At 66.6% G+C, this 20,558-nt stretch carries 19 protein-coding genes; 8 read left to right on the forward strand and 11 right to left on the reverse strand.

The window, feature by feature from the left end; genetic code table 11:
• Nucleotides 1-2 precede the first annotated feature (2 nt).
• The 8 genes from VFZ97_16645 to lpdA form a co-directional block, all read right to left on the reverse strand.
• Nucleotides 3-881 (reverse strand): ABC transporter permease, encoded by an 879-nt coding sequence (locus VFZ97_16645; protein ID HEX6395064.1) that lies wholly within the window; start codon nt 879-881, stop codon nt 3-5.
• Nucleotides 868-1,668, reverse strand: coding sequence for an ABC transporter ATP-binding protein (locus tag VFZ97_16650; GenBank protein ID HEX6395065.1), 801 nt, complete (start codon nt 1,666-1,668; stop codon nt 868-870). The genes VFZ97_16645 and VFZ97_16650 overlap by 14 nt, the downstream gene beginning before the upstream one ends.
• Nucleotides 1,665-2,708 carry an ABC transporter substrate-binding protein gene (locus VFZ97_16655; GenBank protein ID HEX6395066.1) on the reverse strand — a complete coding sequence of 348 codons (1,044 nt, stop codon included), beginning with the start codon at nt 2,706-2,708 and terminating at the stop codon, nt 1,665-1,667. Before VFZ97_16655 ends, VFZ97_16650 begins: the two co-directional genes overlap by 4 nt.
• Before the next feature lie 168 nt (nt 2,709-2,876).
• A complete protein-coding gene (locus tag VFZ97_16660; protein HEX6395067.1) occupies nt 2,877-3,602 on the reverse strand; it encodes an SDR family oxidoreductase in 726 nt (241 codons plus the stop codon).
• A complete protein-coding gene (locus VFZ97_16665) occupies nt 3,602-4,756 on the reverse strand; it encodes a Xaa-Pro peptidase family protein (protein HEX6395068.1) in 1,155 nt (384 codons plus the stop codon). Before VFZ97_16665 ends, VFZ97_16660 begins: the two co-directional genes overlap by 1 nt.
• Before the next feature lie 4 nt (nt 4,757-4,760).
• Nucleotides 4,761-6,629 (reverse strand): lipoyl synthase, encoded by a 1,869-nt coding sequence (gene lipA / locus VFZ97_16670; GenBank protein HEX6395069.1) that lies wholly within the window; start codon nt 6,627-6,629, stop codon nt 4,761-4,763.
• An 11-nt stretch (nt 6,630-6,640) separates the two neighbouring features.
• Nucleotides 6,641-8,245, reverse strand: a complete 1,605-nt coding sequence (locus VFZ97_16675; GenBank protein ID HEX6395070.1) for a dihydrolipoamide acetyltransferase family protein — start codon at nt 8,243-8,245, stop codon at nt 6,641-6,643.
• The gene (lpdA, locus tag VFZ97_16680) at nt 8,238-9,665 is read right to left on the reverse strand and encodes a dihydrolipoyl dehydrogenase (protein HEX6395071.1); all 1,428 of its coding nucleotides are present in this window, start codon (nt 9,663-9,665) and stop codon (nt 8,238-8,240) included. The genes VFZ97_16675 and lpdA overlap by 8 nt, the downstream gene beginning before the upstream one ends.
• Before the next feature lie 166 nt (nt 9,666-9,831).
• Here lpdA and VFZ97_16685 point away from each other — a divergent pair, with 166 nt between their 5' ends.
• The 8 genes from VFZ97_16685 to mftF all read left to right on the forward strand — a co-directional run bounded on the left by VFZ97_16685 (nt 9,832) and on the right by mftF (nt 16,293).
• A complete protein-coding gene (locus VFZ97_16685) occupies nt 9,832-10,659 on the forward strand; it encodes a thiazole synthase (protein HEX6395072.1) in 828 nt (275 codons plus the stop codon).
• Complete coding sequence (gene thiH / locus VFZ97_16690; protein ID HEX6395073.1) at nt 10,656-11,813, forward strand: 2-iminoacetate synthase ThiH; 1,158 nt, start codon at nt 10,656-10,658, stop codon at nt 11,811-11,813. The genes VFZ97_16685 and thiH overlap by 4 nt, the downstream gene beginning before the upstream one ends.
• A 33-nt stretch (nt 11,814-11,846) precedes the next feature.
• Nucleotides 11,847-11,978 carry a mycofactocin precursor MftA gene (gene mftA, locus VFZ97_16695; protein HEX6395074.1) on the forward strand — a complete coding sequence of 44 codons (132 nt, stop codon included), beginning with the start codon at nt 11,847-11,849 and terminating at the stop codon, nt 11,976-11,978.
• 5 nt (nt 11,979-11,983) lie between these two features.
• The gene (gene mftB, locus VFZ97_16700; protein ID HEX6395075.1) at nt 11,984-12,244 is read left to right on the forward strand and encodes a mycofactocin biosynthesis chaperone MftB; all 261 of its coding nucleotides are present in this window, start codon (nt 11,984-11,986) and stop codon (nt 12,242-12,244) included.
• Nucleotides 12,234-13,361 (forward strand): mycofactocin radical SAM maturase, encoded by a 1,128-nt coding sequence (gene mftC, locus VFZ97_16705; GenBank protein HEX6395076.1) that lies wholly within the window; start codon nt 12,234-12,236, stop codon nt 13,359-13,361. The genes mftB and mftC overlap by 11 nt, the downstream gene beginning before the upstream one ends.
• A gap of 4 nt (nt 13,362-13,365) precedes the next feature.
• Complete coding sequence (gene mftE / locus VFZ97_16710) at nt 13,366-14,055, forward strand: mycofactocin biosynthesis peptidyl-dipeptidase MftE (protein ID HEX6395077.1); 690 nt, start codon at nt 13,366-13,368, stop codon at nt 14,053-14,055.
• Nucleotides 14,052-14,852 (forward strand): mycofactocin-coupled SDR family oxidoreductase, encoded by an 801-nt coding sequence (locus VFZ97_16715; GenBank protein HEX6395078.1) that lies wholly within the window; start codon nt 14,052-14,054, stop codon nt 14,850-14,852. The genes mftE and VFZ97_16715 overlap by 4 nt, the downstream gene beginning before the upstream one ends.
• Before the next feature lie 61 nt (nt 14,853-14,913).
• Nucleotides 14,914-16,293, forward strand: a complete 1,380-nt coding sequence (gene mftF / locus VFZ97_16720) for a mycofactocin biosynthesis glycosyltransferase MftF (protein ID HEX6395079.1) — start codon at nt 14,914-14,916, stop codon at nt 16,291-16,293.
• Between the two features lie 24 nt (nt 16,294-16,317).
• Here mftF and VFZ97_16725 read toward each other — a convergent pair whose 3' ends face one another.
• Genes VFZ97_16725 through purB form a run of 3 tightly spaced genes read right to left on the reverse strand, consistent with a single transcriptional unit; the run spans nt 16,318 to nt 20,557 of the window.
• Nucleotides 16,318-17,688, reverse strand: coding sequence for a wax ester/triacylglycerol synthase family O-acyltransferase (locus VFZ97_16725; protein ID HEX6395080.1), 1,371 nt, complete (start codon nt 17,686-17,688; stop codon nt 16,318-16,320).
• A gap of 23 nt (nt 17,689-17,711) precedes the next feature.
• Nucleotides 17,712-19,178 carry a cytosine permease gene (locus VFZ97_16730; protein HEX6395081.1) on the reverse strand — a complete coding sequence of 489 codons (1,467 nt, stop codon included), beginning with the start codon at nt 19,176-19,178 and terminating at the stop codon, nt 17,712-17,714.
• Entirely contained in the window at nt 19,175-20,557 is a 1,383-nt protein-coding gene (gene purB / locus VFZ97_16735; protein ID HEX6395082.1) for an adenylosuccinate lyase, read from the reverse strand. Before purB ends, VFZ97_16730 begins: the two co-directional genes overlap by 4 nt.
• Between the last annotated feature and the right edge of the window lies 1 nt (nt 20,558).

The following is a 20,558-nucleotide window of genomic DNA, read 5'->3' on the forward strand; positions in this document are numbered from 1 at the left end:
GATCAGGCCGGTGCCGCCGCGAGGCCGCGCCGGCGGAGCGCAAGCTGCTCGAGCCTCGAGAACACGAGCGCGTCCATGAGCAGGCCCACCGCGAGGATTGCAAGCATCACGGCGAGGACGTCCGCGGCGAGGCTCTGATCCTGGTACGCGCTCAGCAGCTGACCGAGCGAGGTCGTCCCTTTCGCGCTGACGATCAGCTCCCCGGCCATCAGTGAGCGCCAAGCGAATGCCCACGCCTGCCGGGCGCCCGAGAGGTAGCCCGGAAGAGCGGCGGGAAGAAGAACGTGGCGGTAGAGAGCGAAGCCCCTGGCTCCCAACACATCACCGGCCCTAACCAGGATTGGCGGGACCGAGTCGAGCGCCGAGACCGTCCCGATCACCACCGCGGGAATCGAGCCGGCGAGGGTCACGAACAGGATGGCCTGGGTTCTCACTCCGAAGAGCAAGATGGCGATCGGAACCCACGCAACCGACGGCATGCTCTGAAGCCCGGTGGCCAAGGGGACCACCGCCGCCCGGATCGTCCTGGCTCGCGTCACGAGGATCGCGACCACGGTTCCGAACAGGAGCGCGAGGGCGTAGTACCCGGCGGCGCGCTGGAGCGTGGTCAGCAAACCGCTGGCCAGAGGGTGGCGGTCGTCCCAGACGTGGCTGAAAACGGTCCCCGGCCCCGGCAGCAGATAAGACGGCTTCCATCCGCTCGATGCGAGCAGCTGCCAAATCGCAAGGCCCAGGAGCAACGCAGCCAGCTTCGGCCAGACGGTGCTCCACGCCTTTCGCCACAGGGGCGTGCGTCCGAATCCCGGAAGGTCGAGAGAGTCGAGGCCGAGGATCTGCTCGTCCAATCGCGAGTTCGAATCGACTGGCTCAACGGCTGCCATGCCGGCCTACCTCCTCCCTGAGGCGGTCGGTTATCTCCGCTGCCCGCTCCGCTACCGGCCGCGATTCGATGCGCCGCGGCCGGGGAATGTCGATGTCGAACGTCGCCGCAACCCGGCCGGGACGGCTCGCGAGAAGCACCACACGGTCCGCCAGGCGCACTGCCTCGCGGACGTTGTGGGTGACGAAAACGATCGTGATCCCCGTCTCGCGCCAGACCCTTTCGATCTCCTCGTGCAGGACGTCTCTGGTCATCGCGTCGAGCGCGCCGAACGGCTCGTCCATCAGAAGGATGCTGCGTTCCTGCGCCAGAGCTCTTGCCAGGGCCACCCGCTGGCGCATGCCGCCGGAGAGCTCGTGAGGCCGCTTTTCGGCGAAGGAATCGAGCCGGACCAGCTCGAGCAACTTGGCCGCAGCCGCTGTCCGCTCGTCCTTGCGAACTCCACGAAGGCGCAGGGCGAGCTCGACGTTGCGCGCAGCCGTCAACCACGGAAACAGCGCCGGCTCCTGGAACATCAGGCTCGCCTCGCCACCCGGCCGGTGAATCGTGCCGGCGCTCGGCTCGTCGAGACCGGCTATCAGGTTCAGCAGGGTCGTCTTGCCGCAACCCGACGCGCCAACCAGGCACAAGAACTCCCCCGCGGCGACGTCGATGCTGACGCGGTCAAGCGCGGCAACAGAGCTCCCCGCCCGGCCGTACACCTTGGACACCGAGTCGAGCCTCACAGCGAGGGTCGTGCCGGCGCTTCCGCCTGTGCCGGCCGGGGCGGCCTGGGCTGCGAGGGTCACAAACCGCGGACCTGCTGCTGGCCGGCCGCCTTCAACACGCTGTTGAGCGCGCCGAGGTTGTAGATGCCGGCGAGATCGGAAGGTTGCTTCAACAGACCGACCGCTACCCCGTGCTGGATCTGGGTCTGCAGAGTCGAGGCAAGTGGGTCTGCGGTGAACTTGAGCCGGTTCCAGGCAGCGGCGAGGAGCGAGGAGGACAGCTGTTTTCCTCCTTGGAGGGAGCCGAGCTGCTGGTTGAACGCCGTTTGAGCCTGCGTCGGGTTGGCGCTCATGAAGGCCACGGTGTCGACCAGCCCTGTGAGGAACCGTCTGACCGTAGCGGGGTGCTGCTTGAGGAACGCGGTGCGCACCACAACGTTGGTCGTGGCCCACTCCCCTGCGGGCCACAAGGTCGCCTCGTCGACGAGCAGGTGACCTCCCGCGGCGATCATCTGGCTTTCGTAAGGCTCAGGAACCCAGGCTCCGTCTATCGAACCGCCCTTGAATTCGGTGACGATCGTGCCGTTGCCCGTTGAGGACGGCTGGACGTCCACGTCGCCGCCTCCCGAAGTCGTGGTGGCGTACCCCTGCTGCTTCAGCCAGTACCGCAGTGCCACGTCCTGCGTGTTGGCTAACTGAGGAGAGGCGAGGGTCTTTCCCTTCAGCTGCGCCGGCGAGGTAATGGACGGCTTGGTCACCAGACCGGCGCCCCCGGACGCGGCGCCGGCGATGATCGTGACCGCGCCGTTCGAGGAGCTGTATGCCGACAGGACCGAGCTGGGCCCTTCGAACGCGATATCGATCGAGCCGGACAGGAGCGCCTGGTTCTCGGCGGGTCCTGCACTGAAGGTCTGCGAGGCATCGAGCTTGTCGGAGCCGAGGTCTTTGGCGAAGATCCCCTGGGCGACGCCGACCAGAGCGGGGGCGTGGGTCAGATTCGGGTAATAGCCGAGACGGACCGTCACCGGGGCGGAGCTGCCAGATGAGGCTCCGCCCGAGGAGCCGCACGCGGAGGCTACGAGAGCGAGTGCGAGGCCGGCGCCGCCAGCTGCTAGAGCCATGCGTGTGACTCGACCGCCTGAACCACCGAAACCTATATTTCCGAGGTTTGCTCCTTTGTCGAGCGATTTAATCGGCATTAGCCAAGACTGTAGGGCTGTTCGGGCCCAAATGGCAACCGCCGGTGGGTTTTTGCTGTTCGGGTCGGTTTTGCGGCCGGCTACGCGGCTCTAGACCAGCCCGACGCTCGCCGCGCCGTCGACCATCAGGGTGGCGCCCGAGACGTATCCGGCTGGGTCGGAGCAGAGGAACGCCACGATCCGGCCGAAGTCGACGGGATCTCCCATCTCATCGGTGGACCCACCCAGACTGAGCATCCTGTCGGTCGCGTGAGCGCCGGGGCAGATCACGTTCAAGGTGACCCCGCTTGGGAACAAGTCGAACGCCGCCGTCTTAGCCCAAGCCCACAGTCCGGTCCTCGCCAGGTTCGAGAGCGCGAGGGTCCGGCTGGGCTGCTTGATGTACCAGGAGGTGATGCAGCAGATACGGCCCCAGCCGCCCTCCTGGAGCGCCGGCACCGCCTCGCGCACCAGCCTCACGCTGGTGGTCAGGTTGGCGTTCACCGCTGCGTCGATCTGCTCGTCGGTGATCTCGAGCGCGCGACCAGGGGGTGGGCCGCCGGCGTTGGCGACGAGAATGTCCAGACCGCCGTACCGTTCGACCGTCTCAGATACCAACCGGCGAGGTGATTCCGGGTCGGTGACGTCAGCCGCTATCGCGTGAACCTCGCCACCCGCGCCCGCGATCTCGCCGGCGGTCTTCCGCAACGCCTCCTCTCCCCTGGCGCTGATTACCATTTTGGCGCCCTCGGCGGCGAGCGCTAGGGCCGCGCCTCGCCCGAGTCCCTTTGACGAGGCGGTGACCAGCGCGACTCGGCCCTGGATCCCGAGGTCCATCAGTCGACGACAGCGAGGTCGTGGCTGACTGAGTTGAGGCTACGGGGGCCGCCGGCCGTGGCCACCACGATGTCCTCGATCCTCGCGCCGAAGCGCCTGTCGAGGTAGATGCCGGGTTCGACCGAAAACGCGTTGCCGGGGACCACGGGAAGCTGGTTCCCTGCGACGATGTACGGGTCCTCGTGCTCCTCGAGCCCGATTCCGTGGCCGGTCCGGTGAATGAAGGCCTCGCCGTAGCCGGCCGCGGCGATGATGTCCCTGGCCGCCGCGTCGACGCCTTCGCAAGTGGTGCCGACCGAAGCTGCTGCGACACCCGCCGCTTGCGCCTCCTGGAGGACGGCATACAGCTTGGTGAACTCCTTCGGGGGCTCCGCCGATCCGGTCCAGACCGTGCGAGTGATGTCGGAGCAGTACCCGTTCATGGTCCCGCCGAAGTCACACACGACGGCCTCTCCCGCCCGGATCGTCCTGGGGCCGGCGTTGTGATGCGGGCTGGCGGAGTTGGGTCCGCTCCCAACGATGGCGAAGTTGACCCGTTGGTGGCCCTCTGCGATCAACCTACGGCCGATGTCCTCGGAGACCTCCCTCTCGGTCCGGCCGACGAGCGGTATCTCACCCTCGAGCAGCTGGGCGGCAACCCGGTCAGCTGCGGCCGAGGCCTCTGCCAGCGCCTCGATCTCGGCTTCGTCTTTGACCGCACGTAACGGCCCGGTAACCGACGATGACCGCTGCCAGGTCGCCTCGGGGAGCGCCCGCTGAAGTGCCAGGAGGAAGGTCGCCCAAGTCCGGTCCGATATGGCCAGATGGCCGTTTCCGGACCCTACGAGCGAAGCCACGATGTCGATCGGGTCCTCTTCCTCCCGCCAGGGGCGGATGGCGAATGAGTCCGGGTCGGCGACGACTCTCGGCGCCTCGAGGCGTGGAACGACGAGGATGGCGTGATCCTTCGCCGGCACGACCAGCATGGTGAGCCGTTCCAGGGGCATAGCTTCGTAGCCGGTCAGCCACGGTAAGTCCGCACCCAGCGAGAGAAGGAGGGCGTCGAGCCCGGCCTCGTCCATGGCTTTGCGGACCTTGGCGAGACGGGCGGCGTGGGCGGAGCGGGGGTTGGAAGCGCCGGCGGCGGGTGAGGCCGGCGAGGGAGGGTTCGTCATCTGGTCATGCGGTCCTGGCGGGATCGTTGAAAGTTTTCCTTGCAATTTGAGGTCGTTTTTGGTGCTTTATTGCAAACAAATGGCCAGGGTCGCCAGTGACGTCGGCCTCAGCCGCAGCCGCCCCAGCCGCCGCTGGTGCCGCGACCCCCGCAGGCGCCCCAGCCCCCGCAGCCGCCCCAGCCGCCGCCTCGGCGGCCTGGCGAGCGTGGTAGCTGGACCTGGTCAGGGGGGAAGCCTCCACGTGCGGGATGCCCATCGCCTCACCGGCGAGCTTCAGGCGATCGAACTCCCCGGGCGTCCACCAGCGGGCGACCGGCAGGTGGTTGGACGTGGGACGCAGGTACTGGCCGACGGTGACGATGTCGACGCCGACACCGTGCAGGTCTGCCAGGGTCGAGAGCACTTCGTCCTCGGTCTCCCCCATCCCGACGATGAGCCCGGATTTGGTCGTCAGGCCGGCGTCTTTGGCCCGGGCCAGCACGGCGAGGCTGCGGGCGTAGGAAGCGGAGGGGCGAACCGCGCGCTGGAGGCGAGCGACGGTCTCGATGTTGTGGTTCAGGACGTCGGGACGCGCATCGAAGATGACGTCGAGAGAATCGGGATCGCCCTTGCAATCCGAGATCAGCAACTCGATCGCGGTCGCGGGCGACCGCCGGCGGATGGCCTCGACAGTCGCGGCGAATCCCGACGCTCCACCGTCCGCGAGGTCGTCCCGCGCGACCGTGGTCACCACGGCGTGGGACAACCTCAGCCGTTGTACTGCTTCAGCTACGTGTTCGGGTTCGGCGGGGTCGGGAGCGAGCGGCTTTCGCGTGTCGACAAGGCAGAAGCCGCACGCCCTTGTGCAGCGATCCCCGTTGATCATGAAGGTGGCCGTCCCGTCCGACCAGCATTCGTAGATGTTCGGGCAGCCGGCCTCCTCGCAGACCGTGACGAGAGACAGCTCCCGCATAGTGCGGCGAAGGTCCCGGTACTCCTGGCCCATTCGAGCCTTCACGCGAAGCCACTCGGGCTTGCGCGTTCCGACCGAAAGGCCGGCCGACGGCTCGACACCCGCTTCCCGAAGCCGGCGGTCCAGCATCCGCACGGGCTGCCCATGACCGGTGCGGTCCGAAGCCGGCGTTGGTGAGCCATCGCGAACCGGATCCCCCGGTCCCTCGCCTCGCGTGAATGGCGCGAGATCGTCATGTCGAAGCCGCCAGGCGACATCCTGGCGTTCGACCGCTTCGAACTCCCACAGTGATGCGAACTTCTCGACCACGGTGTCGACGACCTGATGCATCGGAACGTGGATCCCCTCGGCGGCCATCGAGGTGACCGGTTTGTCGGCGATTCCGCACGGGACGATGTACTGGAAATAGTCCATGTCCGGGGCGACGTTCAGGGCGAATCCGTGCATCGACCGGCCCCGCGAAACCCGGACCCCGATCGCACAGATCTTCCGCGGCCTGTCGCCGTCGGGGTCGATCCAAACCCCGGGATAGCCCTCCAACCGGCCGGCGCCGGAAAGCCCCAGCTCGGTAAGGGAGTCGATGACCGCCTGCTCGATCCGGTGAACGTGGCAAGGCGACGAATTCGGTGCGGTCGGCACCTCGAAAACCGGGTAGCCAACCAACTGCCCGGGCCCGTGATAGGTCACGTCGCCGCCGCGGTCGCTCCGAACCAGCTCGGCTCCGATGGACTCGGGATCCACCAGCACGTGCTCCACCTTGGCCCTCACTCCGAGGGTGTAGACGTGAGGATGCTCGAGCAACAGGAGCCAGTCGTCGGCACCTGTCGACCACAACCCGTGCTGCAGCGCCAGCCCGTCTCGGTACCGGACTCTTCCGAGCCACCTGGCCCGCAGAACTTGCCGGGCCGGCCGGGAGCTCACGGCATCGCAGATCACAGCTCCGCGGACCAGTCCCGGGTCTCGACCACGTTCTTGATCGCGCGGAGGAACGCCGCCGCGTACGCGCCGTCGAAGGCGCGGTGATCCCACGACATGACCAGGTTGCCGACCGGATGCACCGCGATCCCATCCGATCCGTCCGGCAACTCGATCGCCACAGGCTTCTTCTTGACACCATCAGTCGAGAGGATCGCCACCTGCGGCTGGTTGATCACAGGAACGGTGATGAAAGTCCCGAACGGACCCGCATTGGTGATCGTGAACGTGCCGCCCGAGATGTCGTCCATGGTCAGCCGCTTGGCCCTCGCCTTGGAAGCGAGCGAGGAGATCTCGCGGGCGAGCACCCGCAGTCGTTTCTCGTCTGCGTTGTGGATCACCGGAACGAGGAGACCCTCGAAGTCCAGGTCGACCGCAATGCCGATGTTGACGTCGTGATGAACGATCAGCGCGTCGTCGCCGACCGAGCTGTTCACGTTGGGGAACTGCTCGAGTGCGTCGACCACCGCCCGCGCCACGAACGGCAGGTAGGTGAGGCTGAATCCTTCTGCCTCCTTGAACCGATCCTTTTCGGCGCGACGGACTTTCTCGACACCGGAATAGTCGACCTCGACGGCGACCATGGTGTGGGCCGACGTGTGCTTCGACCGGACCATGTGCTCGGCGGTCCGCCGGCGGATGTTGGTGAACGGAACAACCGAGTCGTGCTCACCGACGCTGACCTGAGCGGCCGGCGCACCCGGTGCGACCGGCGCAGCCGGTCCCGCTGGACCGGCCGAAGTCGAGGGAGCGGGCTGTGCCGCCCGCGCGGCGACCCCGGACGCCGGCGCGACCCGGGCCGCTGCACCCCCGTTGCGCTGGTCGATCAACGCGAGGACGTCGCTCCGGGTGATGCGCCCGCCCGGGCCGGTCCCCCGGATCTGGGCAGGATCGAGGTTGTGCTCGGCGACCAACTTCCTGACGACTGGCGAGAGCAGCTTCGAACCGCCGTCGTCCGCCAACTCGGCCGGAGCGGATGAAGCGGCAGAGGCAGTAGGAGCAGGAGCGGCAGCGGAGGCGGGAGCCGGCGCCTCGACCCTGGCCGCCGACGGCGCCGCCGGCGGCGCCTGCGGAGCGGGCGGCGTTTGCGGAGCGGGCGGAGCAGAGGAGACATATTCGGGCTCAGGGGCGACCGCCGACTCGGGTTCGGCCTGCCGCTCTGCGACCGGCTCGGTCTCCCGAGCGGCCGGCTGGACTTGGTCAACCGCCGCCGGCGCCGCCGAAGACCCGTTGTCACCGACATTGTCAGGGCTGGCATTGTCAGGGCTGGCATTGTCAGCGCCGGCCTCGGCCGGCTGCGAGCTGGTTGCGGGCGCCGGCTGGGCACCCTCCGGCGAAATGACCGCGAGCTTGGTTCCCACGTCCACGGTTTCGCCCTCGTCCACAAGTATCTCGGTGATCACCCCGGCCGCCGGCGAGGGGACCTCCGAGTCGACCTTGTCGGTAGAGACCTCGAAGAGGACCTCGTCCTCCGCGACCGGGTCGCCGACCTTCTTCATCCACTTGGTGATGGTGCCCTCGGTCACCGTCTCGCCCAGCTGGGGCATGGTTATGTCAGCCAACGTGCAGACCTCTTCCGGTCAGGGCGAGAACCGTCTCACCGAACGTCTCGGAAAGCGTGGGATGGGGCTGTATGAAATGCGAAGCCTCCTGCGGGGTGGCTTCCCAGTTGACCGAGAGGTAAGCCTGGCCGAGTTGCTCGGTGACCCACGGACCGACCATGTGCACACCAAGTAACCGTCCCGCGGACCCGTCGGGACGCTTCTCGCAGATCACCTTTACCAATCCTTCGGGCTCGCCCACGATCAAGGCTCGGCCGTTGCCGCCGTATGGATCCTTCTTCGTTACCACCTCGTAGCCCGCCTCCTTCGCGGCGTCCTCGGAGTATCCGGCGAATGCCACTTCGGGGTGGCAGTAGATGCACCAGGGGACCTTGGTGTAGTCGACCGGCAGCACCGCGTCGCCGAGGATCTGGTCGATGATCACTACCGCCTCGGCGAAACCAACGTGCGCCAGCGCCGGCGTATCGACAAGATCGCCCGCAGCGAACACGCCCGGCTCACCAGTCCGCATGTACTCGTCCACTTCGACGAAACCGCGCCTGTCAACCTTGACCGCGGTCCCCCGCAGCCCCAGATTGTCCGACAACGGACGGCGACCCACGGACAGCACGACTGTCTCCACTGTCACCGACTCGCCTTCGCCAAAGGTCACCGTCGTGGACGATCCATCCGAGTTCGGGGTGTGACCGGTCACCACCACGCCCGTCTTGACCTCGATGCCCCGCTTCTTGAAGGAGCGCAGGACGACGTCGGCAACGTCGCGGTCGCAGCCGGGAAGGATCTTCGGTAGAGCCTCGAGGATGGTGACTTGTGTCCCCAGGTCGGACAACATCGACGCGAATTCGCAGCCAATCGCTCCTCCGCCGATGACCGCCGCAGATGCGGGAAGCCTTTCCAGGTCCAACACCTCGTCGGAGGTCATAACCAGGCTCCCGTCCACATCGAAGCCCGGGATCGACCGGGGAACCGACCCGGACGCGAGGATTATGTGGTCCCCGACCAGCTCGGTGCCGTCGTCGACCTTCACTAGGTGATCGGGCCCCAGCGTTCCGGTGCCTATGAACGTCGTCACCTTGCGCTTCTTCATCAAGCCCTGCAAGCCCCTCCAGAGCTGATCGACGACCTTCTGCTTTCGAGCCTGCGACTGCGCGAACTGGATAGCCGGAGCCTCGACCTCGATACCGAATTCCTTCGCCCCGGTCACGGTGCGGTAGACGGTCGCGGTCTCCAGGAATTCCTTGGCCGGGATGCATCCCCGGTGCAGGCACGTCCCGCCGACCTTCTCCTTCTCGACCACAGCAATGTTGAGCCCAGCGAGTCCCCCCCGAAGCGCGGCGGCGTAACCTGCCGGACCCCCGCCAATGATTACAACGTCGAATTTCTCGGCCGTCTGGACCACCTCCTCGGGTGCGGTTTCCAATGTAGGCCGTGTGCTGCGCTCACCGGGGGGTACGATCAAGTCGGTAAAACCACACAACCTACGCAGGGGAGCTCGGTAGTACTGGGCTGAGAGGCTGGCTGAAAGCTAGCGACCCTTACGTTTTCGACGTTGAAACCGGCCCGGTAACGCGGGCCAGGGAGCGCTGATGGATACGAGACCCGACGAAATCACCCCCCCAATGGTCAGCAACGCGGACGACCTCGTCAGCAACACGGACCACCTCGTCGTTGGAGGGCGCAGCTTCAAGTCCCGCCTCTTCATCGGCACGGGAAAGTTCCCCTCGAACGAGGCGCTTCGCCGGGCGATCGTCTCGAGCGGCACGGAGATCGTCACTGTCGCGCTGCGCCGCATCGACCCGACCGCCGACGAGGACATCCTTGACGCCGTCCCCGACGGAGTGCTGGTGCTAACCAACACCTCCGGAGCGGTCGACGCAGGGGAAGCGGTCCGCCTGGCTCGGCTCGCCCGCGCGGCAGGCCTCCCGGAGTGGATCAAGCTCGAAGTCACGCCCGACCCTCGGTACCTGCTGCCGGATCCCGTCGAGACCCTGAAGGCGGCCGAGCAGCTCTGCTCCGAAGGTTTCACCGTGCTTCCCTACTGCCCCGCAGACCCGATCCTGTGCAAACGCCTCGAAGAAGCCGGGTGCGCGACGGTCATGCCGCTCGGATCCTGGATCGGCTCTAACCAGGGCCTGCGGACCAGGAACGCCATCGAGATCATCGTCGAGCAGGCGGTCGTTCCGGTGGTCGTCGACGCAGGCCTCGGGGCGCCCAGCCACGCCGCAGAAGCGATGGAGATCGGCGCCGACGCCGTGTTGGTCAACACTGCGATCGGAACGGCGGGCGACCCCGCGGCGATGGCTGTGGCGTTCAAACTCGCCGTGGAAGCGGGACGGATGGGCCGCTTGTCCGGACTCGCGGCGAGCCGGATGATGGCGGAGGCATCGTCGCCGCTCACCGGTTTTCTGTCGTGACCGCGACTCCCGTCGTTCTCGAGACAAGACCTGAGCATCCGCCTGAGGGCACGGCTGCGGCAGAGGTCGTGAGCACGGACCTGCGGTACCTGCGGGACATCGCCGGGTCTGCGACGGCGGCAGACGTCGACCGGTCGTTATCTGCTTCGCACCCGAGTCTCGTCGATTTCGCAGTGCTGTTGTCGGCGCCGGCATCGGAACGTCTCGAAGCGTTGGCCCAGAAAGCGCACCGGATAACGAAAGCTCGCTTCGGCGCGACCGTTCGTCTTTTTTCCCCGTTGTACCTGTCGAACGAGTGCGTGTCGACCTGCACCTATTGCGGCTTCTCCGCCGAAAACGAAATCCACCGCCGCACCCTCACCCCCGACGAACTTCGGGCCGAGGCCGCCGAGCTGCACCGGCGGGGGTTCCGTCACTTGCTGCTCGTGTCGGGGGAGCATGCGCGGATCGTCAGCCGTGAGTACATCGAGGAGTGCGTGGCGGCCGTCGCCCAACACTTCGCCCAGGTGGACGTCGAGGTTCAGGTGTGGGACGCCGATACCTACCGCCGGTTCGGGGCCGCCGGCGCTGACGGGGTGATCGTCTACCAGGAGACGTACGACCCGGCCACGTACGCCTCGGTCCATCTGAAGGGAAAAAAACGGAACTACGCGTGGCGCCTCGCCGCGCCGGACCGTGCGGCCGCCGCGGGAATCAGGAGGCTCGGGATCGGCGCGCTGCTGGGCCTGCACCCGGACTGGCGCTCGGACGCGATCGCTCTCGCGGCGCACGGCAGGGCGCTGATCAAGCGGTGGTGGCGGTGCGAGGTCCAGGTTGCCTTACCGAGGCTGCGGCCGGCGGCGGGGGGGTTCGAGCCCGTCGATCCGGTGAGCGACGCTGATCTGGTCCAGCTGCTCTGCGCAATGCGGATCGTGCTGCCCGACGTCGGCATAAGCCTGTCCACCCGTGAGCCGGCGGAGCTGCGTGACGCGCTGGTGCCGCTCGGGGTCACCGCCATGTCGGCGGGCTCCCACACGGAGCCCGGCGGCTACGCGGACGAGTCGGACGCCGAGCCGCAGTTCGAGATCTCCGATCGTCGTTCGCCGGCCGACGTGGCGGCAGCGTTGCGGGCGGCCGGCTACGACCCGGTCTGGAAGGATTGGCAGCGGGCATGAGCCGGGCCGCGCCCTCTACGTAAAGTAAGAGCCATGGCCGAATACCCAGAGACATCTCTCGCCGAGGAGTCCGCCGATACCCGCGAGTCACCTGAGGACGACCTCATATCAGAGGACATCCTCGTCGAGGAGATCTCGATCGACGGAATGTGCGGCGTCTATTGACAGACGTGTTCGACACCGGGGGGCGATACGGGTTGGACCCGAACGTCGCGGTCCGACCCGAGCCGTTTGGTGCCCTTGCGTATCACTATGGAAGCAGGCGGCTCACCTTCCTGCGTTCCCGTTTGCTGGCCGACCTGGTTCGCGATCTTGATCAGCACGAGTCCGTGGACGCAGCGCTCGAGTCTGTTGTCCCCGTGAGTGAGCGCGATTCGTACAAGAAGGCGCTGGCATCGCTCGCGGAGTCGAGGTTCATCCGTGCGTGTTGACGCCGCGAGAAAGCCGCGCCTCGCCGACCAGCTGAAGCGCGGACTGGACGCGCCCATCTGCTTGACCTGGGAGATCACCTACGGGTGCAACCTTGCCTGCATCCACTGCCTTTCTTCGTCGGGGCGGCGAGACCCGCGGGAGCTCTCGACCGGCGAGGCGAAGGCCGTCATCGATGAGCTGCACGATTTGCAGGTGTTCTACGTGAATATCGGCGGCGGCGAACCGACGATCAGATCCGACTTCTACGAGCTGGTCGAATACGCGGTGTCGCGCGGTGTCGGCGTCAAGTTCTCCACCAACGGTTCGACTCTCAACACGGACAAGGCGAAGAGACTGGCAGGAACGGATTACGTCGACGTCCAGATATCGATAGACGGCGCCGACGAGGCGACCAACGACGCGGTGCGCGGACGCGGGAGCTACGCATCGGCGCGGCGCGCGATGGACGCGTTGGCAGAAGCCGGTTTCGGGGCTTTCAAGATCAGCGTGGTGGTGACGCGGCACAACGTGCGTCAACTCGATGAGTTCGAGAACCTGGCGGACTCGTACGGCGCGCAACTCCGTCTGACCAGGCTTCGGCCCTCGGGGCGCGGTGCCGACTCGTGGGGGGAGTTGCACCCGACCGCGGAGCAGCAGGTGGCTCTTTACCGCTGGTTGTTGTCACGTCCGGGAGTGCTGACCGGCGACTCGTTCTTCCACCTGTCCGCGCTCGGCGAGCCTCTGCCGGGTTTGAACCTTTGCGGTGCGGGACGCGTCGTCTGCCTGATCGACCCCGTCGGAGACGTGTACGCATGCCCGTTCGTGCTCCATCCAGAGTTCAAGGCGGGGAGCGTCCGTGAGCACGGCGGCTTTTCGGCGGTTTGGCGGACGTCACAGCTGTTCCTGTCATTGCGTGAACCCGGGTCGGCCGGCGCCTGCACGTCGTGCGGCTCTTACGACGCATGCCAGGGAGGGTGCATGGCCGCGAAGTTCTTCACGGGTCTTCCGCTGGACGGCCCAGATCCAGAGTGCGTCATGGGGCACGGCGAAGCTCTCCTCCAGCGCGTGCCAGCCGGCAGCGTTCCCTCGCCGGGCGCGGGACATTCGGTCCCGGTCACCCTGCGTGCCCGGAGGTGACTTAGTGGGCCTTGGTTCGCTCGCGTGGCCCGAGGTGGCCGACCGGGCGCGTTGGAGTGTTGTCGCAGTACCTCTGGGCTCGACCGAGCAGCACGGCCCCCATCTTCCGCTCTCCACCGACACCGACATCGCTGTTGCTCTGTGTGCACGGTTGGAGGCAGAGGTACCCGAGGTCCTGGCGGCTCCGCCGATTTGTTACGGATCGAGCGGCGAGCACCGCGGCTTCGCCGGGACGTTGTCGATAGGCCAGCACGCGCTGGAAGCGATGCTGGTGGAGTTGTGCCGTTCGGCAGACGAGTTTTCGGGCGTGATGATCGTGTCGACACATGGCGGGAACCGGGAGACGGTCGAGCGATCGGTGGCGCTGCTCCGGTCGGAGAGGCGAAAGGTGGCGGCGTGGTTCCCCCGTGGCGGCGATCCCTGCGATTCCCACGCGGGGCGGGTGGAAACGTCTGTGCAGCTCGCTTTGCGACCCGAGCGAGTCCGGCGCGATCGCCTTGCAACGGGCGACACCCGGCCGCTTCCTGACTTGATGCCCGTGCTGCGCCAAGGCGGCGTGCTGGCGGTCTCCGCATCGGGGACCCTCGGCGACCCCGTCGGATCGACATCCGAGATCGGACAGCAGATGTTGCAGAGATGGACCGACGACCTCGTCGAAGCGGTCCGACGCGAGTGGGAGCCGGCGCTGCGGTGACCGACGAGCATCGCGTCGCGCTCATAACCGGCGGGGCACGCGGCATTGGCGCGGCGACCGCTGCGCGCCTTGCTTCAGAAGGCTGGAAGCTCGTGTTGTTCGACCGGTGCGCGGACGATCCGACACTGTCGTACCCGCTGGCCAACCTTGCCGACCTGGACAAAACAGTGTCCGACTGCGGCGGGCCCGACGTCGCGGTGCCTGTCGTCGGCGACGTGAGGGATCAGGAGGCTCTGGACTCTGCGGTCGGCATCGCCCAGGAACGGTTCGGCGGCCTGGACGCGGCATTGGCGGTTGCCGGTTGCATCGGCGGAGGGGTGGAAGCTTGGAAGACGCCCGACCGGCTCTGGTCGACTCTTCTCGCGGTGAACCTCGAAGGAGCGTGGCGCCTGTCGAAGGCGGCGGTGCCGGCAATGCTCGAACGGCCTGAGCCGCGGCAAGGCAGGTTCGTCGCGGTGACGTCGGCCAGCGGAACGGTCGGTATCTACATGCTCGCCGCGTACAGCGCCGCCAAGCACGGCGTGGTCGGCCTGGTGCGGAGCCTCGCCGCGGAGCTCGGTCCGCACGGCGTGACCGCTAACGCGGTGGCTCCGGGATCGACCTCGACCGCGATGCTCGAGGCCAGCGCCGGCCTTTACGGCCTCGAAGACCCCCGACGCTTCGCTGAGCAGCATCTGCTGCCCCGCCTGCTGACCCCCGACGAACCAGCGGCGCTGATCGCCTGGCTGTGCGGACCCGACAGCGGTGGAATAACTGGCGCGGTTCTTCCGGTGGACGCCGGCATGACCGCCCGTTGACCGTCACGACGCTCCGTTGAACCGCGATGAATTGCCCCTACCTGAGGGGTTCCGGCTTGCAATGGACCCCGACGTTCGCCGACCCTCTTGGAACGTCGTGGTTGGCGGTGCGCCAGTACGTGTGCTGCGCCTTGGAGATGCCGGCGCCCGCCTGATCGACCGTTGGGATGGGGGCACGACGGTCGGTAGAGGTTTGGCCGCCGGCCGGTTCGCCCGCCGCCTCGTGGACGCCGGCATCGCGCATCCGAGGCCCCCGGCAAGCCCCTTGCCAGACGTCGCCTTCGTTATTCCGGTACGGGATCACGAAGCCGGGTTGCGGGCGACACTTGCCTCGCTCGCTTTCACCAGTTCCTTCGCGGGTCGTCCGGGCGGCCCGAACGTCGTGGTCGTCGACGATGGCTCGGCTGCCCCCGCAGGTCACCGGAATCCTCTGCCGTCGGACGTCAAGGTCCTCCGAGAGGAACTTCCCCGCGGTCCCGCGGCGGCGCGGAACTTGGGATGGCACGCCGCGGAATCTGAGATCGTCGTCTTCCTCGACGCCGAGTGCGTGCCGAAGGGCGATTGGCTAGCAGTACTCCTCCCCCATTTCGCCGACCCCGCGGTGGCGGCGGTCGCCCCGCGAATCGTGAGCGCGGTCCGCGACAGCGACGCGCTACACGTGTACGAGAACTTGCGCTCGTCGCTCGATCTCGGGGAAAGAGAAGCTCCGGTCCGTCCCGGCAGCCGGGTCCCGTACGTCCCGACGGCTTGCCTAGCTGTTCGTCGAGAAGCGCTCCAACAGATCGGCGGTTTCGACGAGACGCTCAGATTCGGTGAGGACGTCGACCTGGTCTGGAGGCTGAACGATGCCGGGTGGTCGGTGCGGTACGAGCCCCGCGCATCGGTCAACCACCCGCCCCGGCCGAACCTTTCGGAGTGGCTTCGCCAGCGATTCGACTACGGCAGGTCAGCCGCACCTCTCGCCCGTCGCCACGGCAGTGACGTGGCGCCTCTCGCGGTTTCCCCGTGGAGCATCGGGGTCTGGGCGCTCGTCGCCGGAGGGTACCCGGCCGGAGGCGCAGCACTGGCCGCGGCGACCGCGGGGGTTCTCGCGAGACGTGCCCGAGGAGACAAGGAAACGGCCATCGAACTCGCCCGCCTTGCGGTTCGCGGCAACCTGCTCGCCGGAGCCCAGTTGGCTGAGGCGATTCGGCGGGCGTGGCTGCTCCCCTCTCTCGCCGCAATGGCACTCCTCCCTGCAGGTCGACCCCGCCGGCGCGCTGCGGCTGTTGTCGGGGCGGCCTTCGCAACCCCTCTCGTCGAGTGGGTTTCGCTCCGCCCGCCCGTCGATGCAGTTCGGTGGATGGCTCTCCGTGATGCCGACGATCTCGCCTACCAGACGGGTGTCTGGTTCGGAGCGGTGAGTTCGCGGAGCCTCAAAACACTCCTACCCCGCCTCTAGAAAGCTGCGTAGTCAAGCGGCGCCTTACGCCGCCGCCGTCTCCAGCTCGGCGAGTCCGGACTCGAGATACTCGAGAAGTCGTTGGAGGTGTGGAACGGTGCGCCGGCAACCGGTCAGGCCGAAGTCCATGTTCCCGTTGTAGCTGGTGACCGTGATGTTGAGCGCCTGGCCGTCCATTGGGATGGAGAGCGGGTAAACCCCTTCCAGTTTCGCCCGGTTCCAGTAGAGCGGCTGGGTTGGGCCGGGAACGTTGGATATGACCAGGTTGTACGCCGGCGCCGCCAATCGCCGTATTCCGGGGATGGTGCTCATGACCATCGGCATCAGCGTTACCGCGCTCGTGAGCATCACCTGTGTCTGGGTCATCTGGCGGAGGGACTGCTTGCCCTGTTCCATCGAGTCGTGAATGGCGTTCAGCCTCTTCCCCGGGTCGGTCACGTCGGTGGCCAGGTTGGCGAGGATCGCCCCGACAGCGTTTCCGCCTATGTCCGTAGCCTCCCGCCGAAGGGAGACGGGCGTCATTGCGATCAGCGGCGCCTCCGGCAGAGCGCCGAGAGAGTCGAGGTAGGTGCGGAGTGCCGACGCGCACATGGCCAGCACGACATCGTTGAGAGTCGCTCCGCTCGCCTTGGCGACCGCCTTGATCCGGGGCAGAGGCCACGACTGAGCGGCGTAGCGGCGAGCCCCGGTGATCGGGGTGTTCAGGATCGTTTTGGGGGCCATGGACGGCAGGTACGAACTCTGGTCCATGAGCGTCTTCACCGCTGACCGAACCGCCATTGGTCCCAGCCCGGCGATCTCTCCGACAGTTCTCAAAGCGGATCGGGGCAGCTCCATGACTCCATGACCACCGGACGGCGTTGGCGACTCGCGCTGCTCGGGCTGGTATGTCCATGGCGAAGGGACATCCTCCCGGTCGCCATCAGTGCTGAGCGACGCTTCCAGCAATCGCAGCGCTGACACCCCGTCGACCAACGAGTGATGGATCTTCGTGTAGACCGCGAAGCGGCGCCCCTGCAGGCCTTCGATGACGTGCGCTTCCCACAGTGGCCGGCGCCTGTCGAGAGGGGAGCCGTGCAGTCGGGAGGTCAGAGCCAGAAGCTCCCGCACCCTGCCCGGGCGCGGCAGAGCGGAGTGGCGTACATGATGCTCCATGTCCACGTCGGGATCGTTCTGCCAGCTCCACGCTCCCAGACTGGTCATCGGGCGGTAAGGCCGCCGTCTGAACATCGGAGAGACCTCCGAGTCGGCCAGCACCTTGTCGTAGAGCGTCTGAACCCATTCCTGGTCGGCTCCGGGCGGCAGCTCGAAGAGCTGCAATCCCCCAACGTGCATCGGCTGCTCGCGGCGCTCCGCCAGCAGGAACACTGCGTCGGTGATTGGCATTGGTGCCATGTGGCGACCTCTTCCCTAACAGTTCAACCTGTCAGCAGCCGATCCTGGGCGTCTGCTTCCCGCCGAACGGTACCCGCGGCGAGAGCGAAGTACACGATTCCTCCGACCGCGACTCCCGTGAACACGCTGAAATCGGCTCCGCCTCCGCCGAAGAGGTTGGCGAAAGGTCCGACGTAGAACGCCTGGTTGAAGGCCAGCACGGACGCGGCGGTGCCTGCCCCCTGGGCGATGATCGCCGGCCAGTGGACTCCGCCGCTTCGCCAGTAGATGCTCGCGCGATCGGTGCGTTGAAGCTCCAACGGCGCATACCGCCGGCGCCGAAGGATCCAGTCGACGAGGAAGATCGCCATCCACGGTGCGATCCACGCGATGACCGCTGCGACGAAGTCGTTCAGCAACTTGCTGAAGCCCGCCGAGAACACCGCGTACGTGGTGATGCCCCCTCCGATGAACGTGTCGACCAGTACGGCGTTCCATCGCTTCAGCGGCAGTCCCAGCGCCTGCAGCGTGACGCCCGAGGAGTAGAGGTCCATGCTGTTGATGGCGAACAGCTGGATTATCGCCACGACGAAGAACGGGACTAGGAACCAGCTGCTGAACGCGTGCGGGAAACTGTTGAACGGGTTCTTGCTGTCGATCTGCACATAGGTCGCGACCGCCGCGCCAAGGAGCATGAGCAGGGTCTGAGGAATGGCGGCCCCGGCGAATATCCATCCGATGATCGAGCTCCGTCTGGCGGTCGGCGCCAGGTAACGGGAAAAGTCGTTTCCGGACTCGACCCAGCCGAGACCGGTCAGAGCGATCACGAACGCGAGGCCGCCCATAACCGTCTGCCAGCTCGCGCCGTGGTGGATGCTCCCCGGGTTTGCCTTGCCGACCGTGAGGATCGCCAGGATTACGTAAAGCGCGACGAACGGAATCGCCATGACCCGCAGCACCTTCAAGACCGTCGCGTACCCGAGGAACGGAAGCACCGTCTGCAGGCAGGCGGCGATGACGATGAACAGGATCTTCAGCGGTGTGCCGGGGTGATACCCCGCCTTGACGGCGAGTGCCATGGCACCGAACACCACGAGGATGAGCCCTTCGGCTTCGAATCCGACCTGGGTCAACCAGTTGAACAAGGCGATCAACCTCGAGCCGTTTGGACCGAACGGCGCTCGGTTGATCATGAAGGTGGTGGTTCCGGCCTGAGGCGACTGCAGGCTGCATATCCCGAGCAGCAGGTACGAGAGGTTGCCAACAAGAATCAGCAGGACGGCCTGCGGGAAGGTGAATCCGAATGTCATCAGCACCGCGCCGTAGACGAGGTACTCGAACTGAACGCTCGCACCCAGCCACATTCCGAACAGGTCCCTGGGCGTCGCCCACCGGTCCGCCAGAGGTATGAAATCGATCCCGCGGTGCTCGACCTTGAAGGCCTCGTCCTCCCGGCCGTACTCGTCGACGAAGTCGCCTGATGGCGTGACGCTGGTGCCCGCTGCGGTCACTCGTCCTCGACTCTCGCGGTCATTCCCCGACCCAACCCGACGAGGTCGGAGGCGAGGCCGGTGTAGCCGGCGGGGGTGAGCTCGAGGAGACGTTTTTCGGCCTCGGGCGGCAACCCGAGATTCGCGATGAACGCCCTCACGTCCTCCGCCGTCACGTGGACGCCGCGGGTCAATGCCTTGAGCTGTTCGTAAGGCTCCGGCAACCCGTACCTGCGCATCACCGTCTGGATCGGCTCGGCCAGGACCTCCCACTGCTGATCGAGCTGGGTCGCCATCACGTCGGGTGCCGGCGAAACGCGAGACATCCCCCGACGAGCCGTTCGCACCGCCAACCCCGAGTGGGCCACGGCAATTCCCATGTTGCGGATCGCCGACGAATCCGACAGGTCTCGCTGCATCCGCGATACCGCGAGCTTCGACGCGAGGTGATCGAGCAGAGCGGAAGACACGCCCGCGTTCGCTTCGGCGTTTTCGAAGTCGATCGGGTTCACCTTGTGCGGCATCGTCGACGAGCCCACCTCGCCGGCGACCGGCCGCTGCTGCAGATACCCGCGGCTGATGTACTCCCACACGTCCCTGCAGAAATCGATCAGTATCGAGTTGAAGCGAGAGATCCCCTGGAATACCTGCGCGAGTGTGTCGTGCGGCTCGATCTGGGTGGTGAGGGGGTTCCAGGCCAGCCCGAAACTCTCGACGAAAGCCCGCGACACGCCGATCCAATCCAGATCCGGGTACGCAACCTGGTCGGCGGCGTACGTACCGACCGCCCCGTTGAACTTTCCGAGCAACTCGGTGGAGCGAATTGTCTCCAGCTGCCGGTCCCACCGGTAAGCGAAGACTGCCAGTTCCTTTCCAAGGGTCGTCGGCGAGGCCGGCTGACCGTGGGTGTGGCTCGGCATCGGCAGGCTTGCGGTCGTTTCCGCTGCGGTCCAAACGTCGTCGACCAATTCCTCCGCGTCGGGCAGCCAGGCGGTCTCGAGGCCGTGGCGGAGCATCAGAGCGTGGGCAAGGTTGTTGATGTCCTCAGAGGTGCATCCGAAGTGGACGAACTCGGCTTCGGGTCCGAACCCGATGCCGGCCAACCGCTCCTTCAGGTAGTACTCGACCGCCTTGACGTCGTGATTGATCCGGCGTTCGATCTCCTTGATCCGGCTTACGTCTGCCGGCCGAAAATCCACGACCCACTGGCGAATTGTCTCGGACTGGTCGGGCGCGACCGGCGGAAGCTCGGGTATGCCCGGTTCGGCGGCGAGGGTCAGGAACCACTCCACTTCGACAGCGAACCGTTGCCGGAAGAGCGCCTCTTCCGAGAACGACTTGGCGTAGGCCTCGACCTGTTGTGCGTAGCGTCCGTCTAGTGGCGACAGCGCGCCGGTCATC

The sequence above is a fragment of the Acidimicrobiales bacterium genome (assembly GCA_036378675.1).
Taxonomy (GTDB): Bacteria; Actinomycetota; Acidimicrobiia; order Acidimicrobiales; family Palsa-688; genus DASUWA01.

Coding starts and splice junctions, on each gene's coding strand:
- VFZ97_16645 (HEX6395064.1), bottom strand. CDS start 881: ATGGCAGCCGTTGAGCCAGTCGATTCGAACTCGCGATTGGACGAGCAG.
- VFZ97_16655 (HEX6395066.1), bottom strand. CDS start 2,708: ATGGCTCTAGCAGCTGGCGGCGCCGGCCTCGCACTCGCTCTCGTAGCC.
- VFZ97_16660 (HEX6395067.1), bottom strand. CDS start 3,602: ATGGACCTCGGGATCCAGGGCCGAGTCGCGCTGGTCACCGCCTCGTCA.
- VFZ97_16665 (HEX6395068.1), bottom strand. CDS start 4,756: ATGACGAACCCTCCCTCGCCGGCCTCACCCGCCGCCGGCGCTTCCAAC.
- VFZ97_16685 (HEX6395072.1), top strand. CDS start 9,832: ATGGATACGAGACCCGACGAAATCACCCCCCCAATGGTCAGCAACGCG.
- mftA (HEX6395074.1), top strand. CDS start 11,847: ATGGCCGAATACCCAGAGACATCTCTCGCCGAGGAGTCCGCCGATACC.
- mftF (HEX6395079.1), top strand. CDS start 14,914: ATGGACCCCGACGTTCGCCGACCCTCTTGGAACGTCGTGGTTGGCGGT.
- VFZ97_16725 (HEX6395080.1), bottom strand. CDS start 17,688: ATGGCACCAATGCCAATCACCGACGCAGTGTTCCTGCTGGCGGAGCGC.
- purB (HEX6395082.1), bottom strand. CDS start 20,557: ATGACCGGCGCGCTGTCGCCACTAGACGGACGCTACGCACAACAGGTC.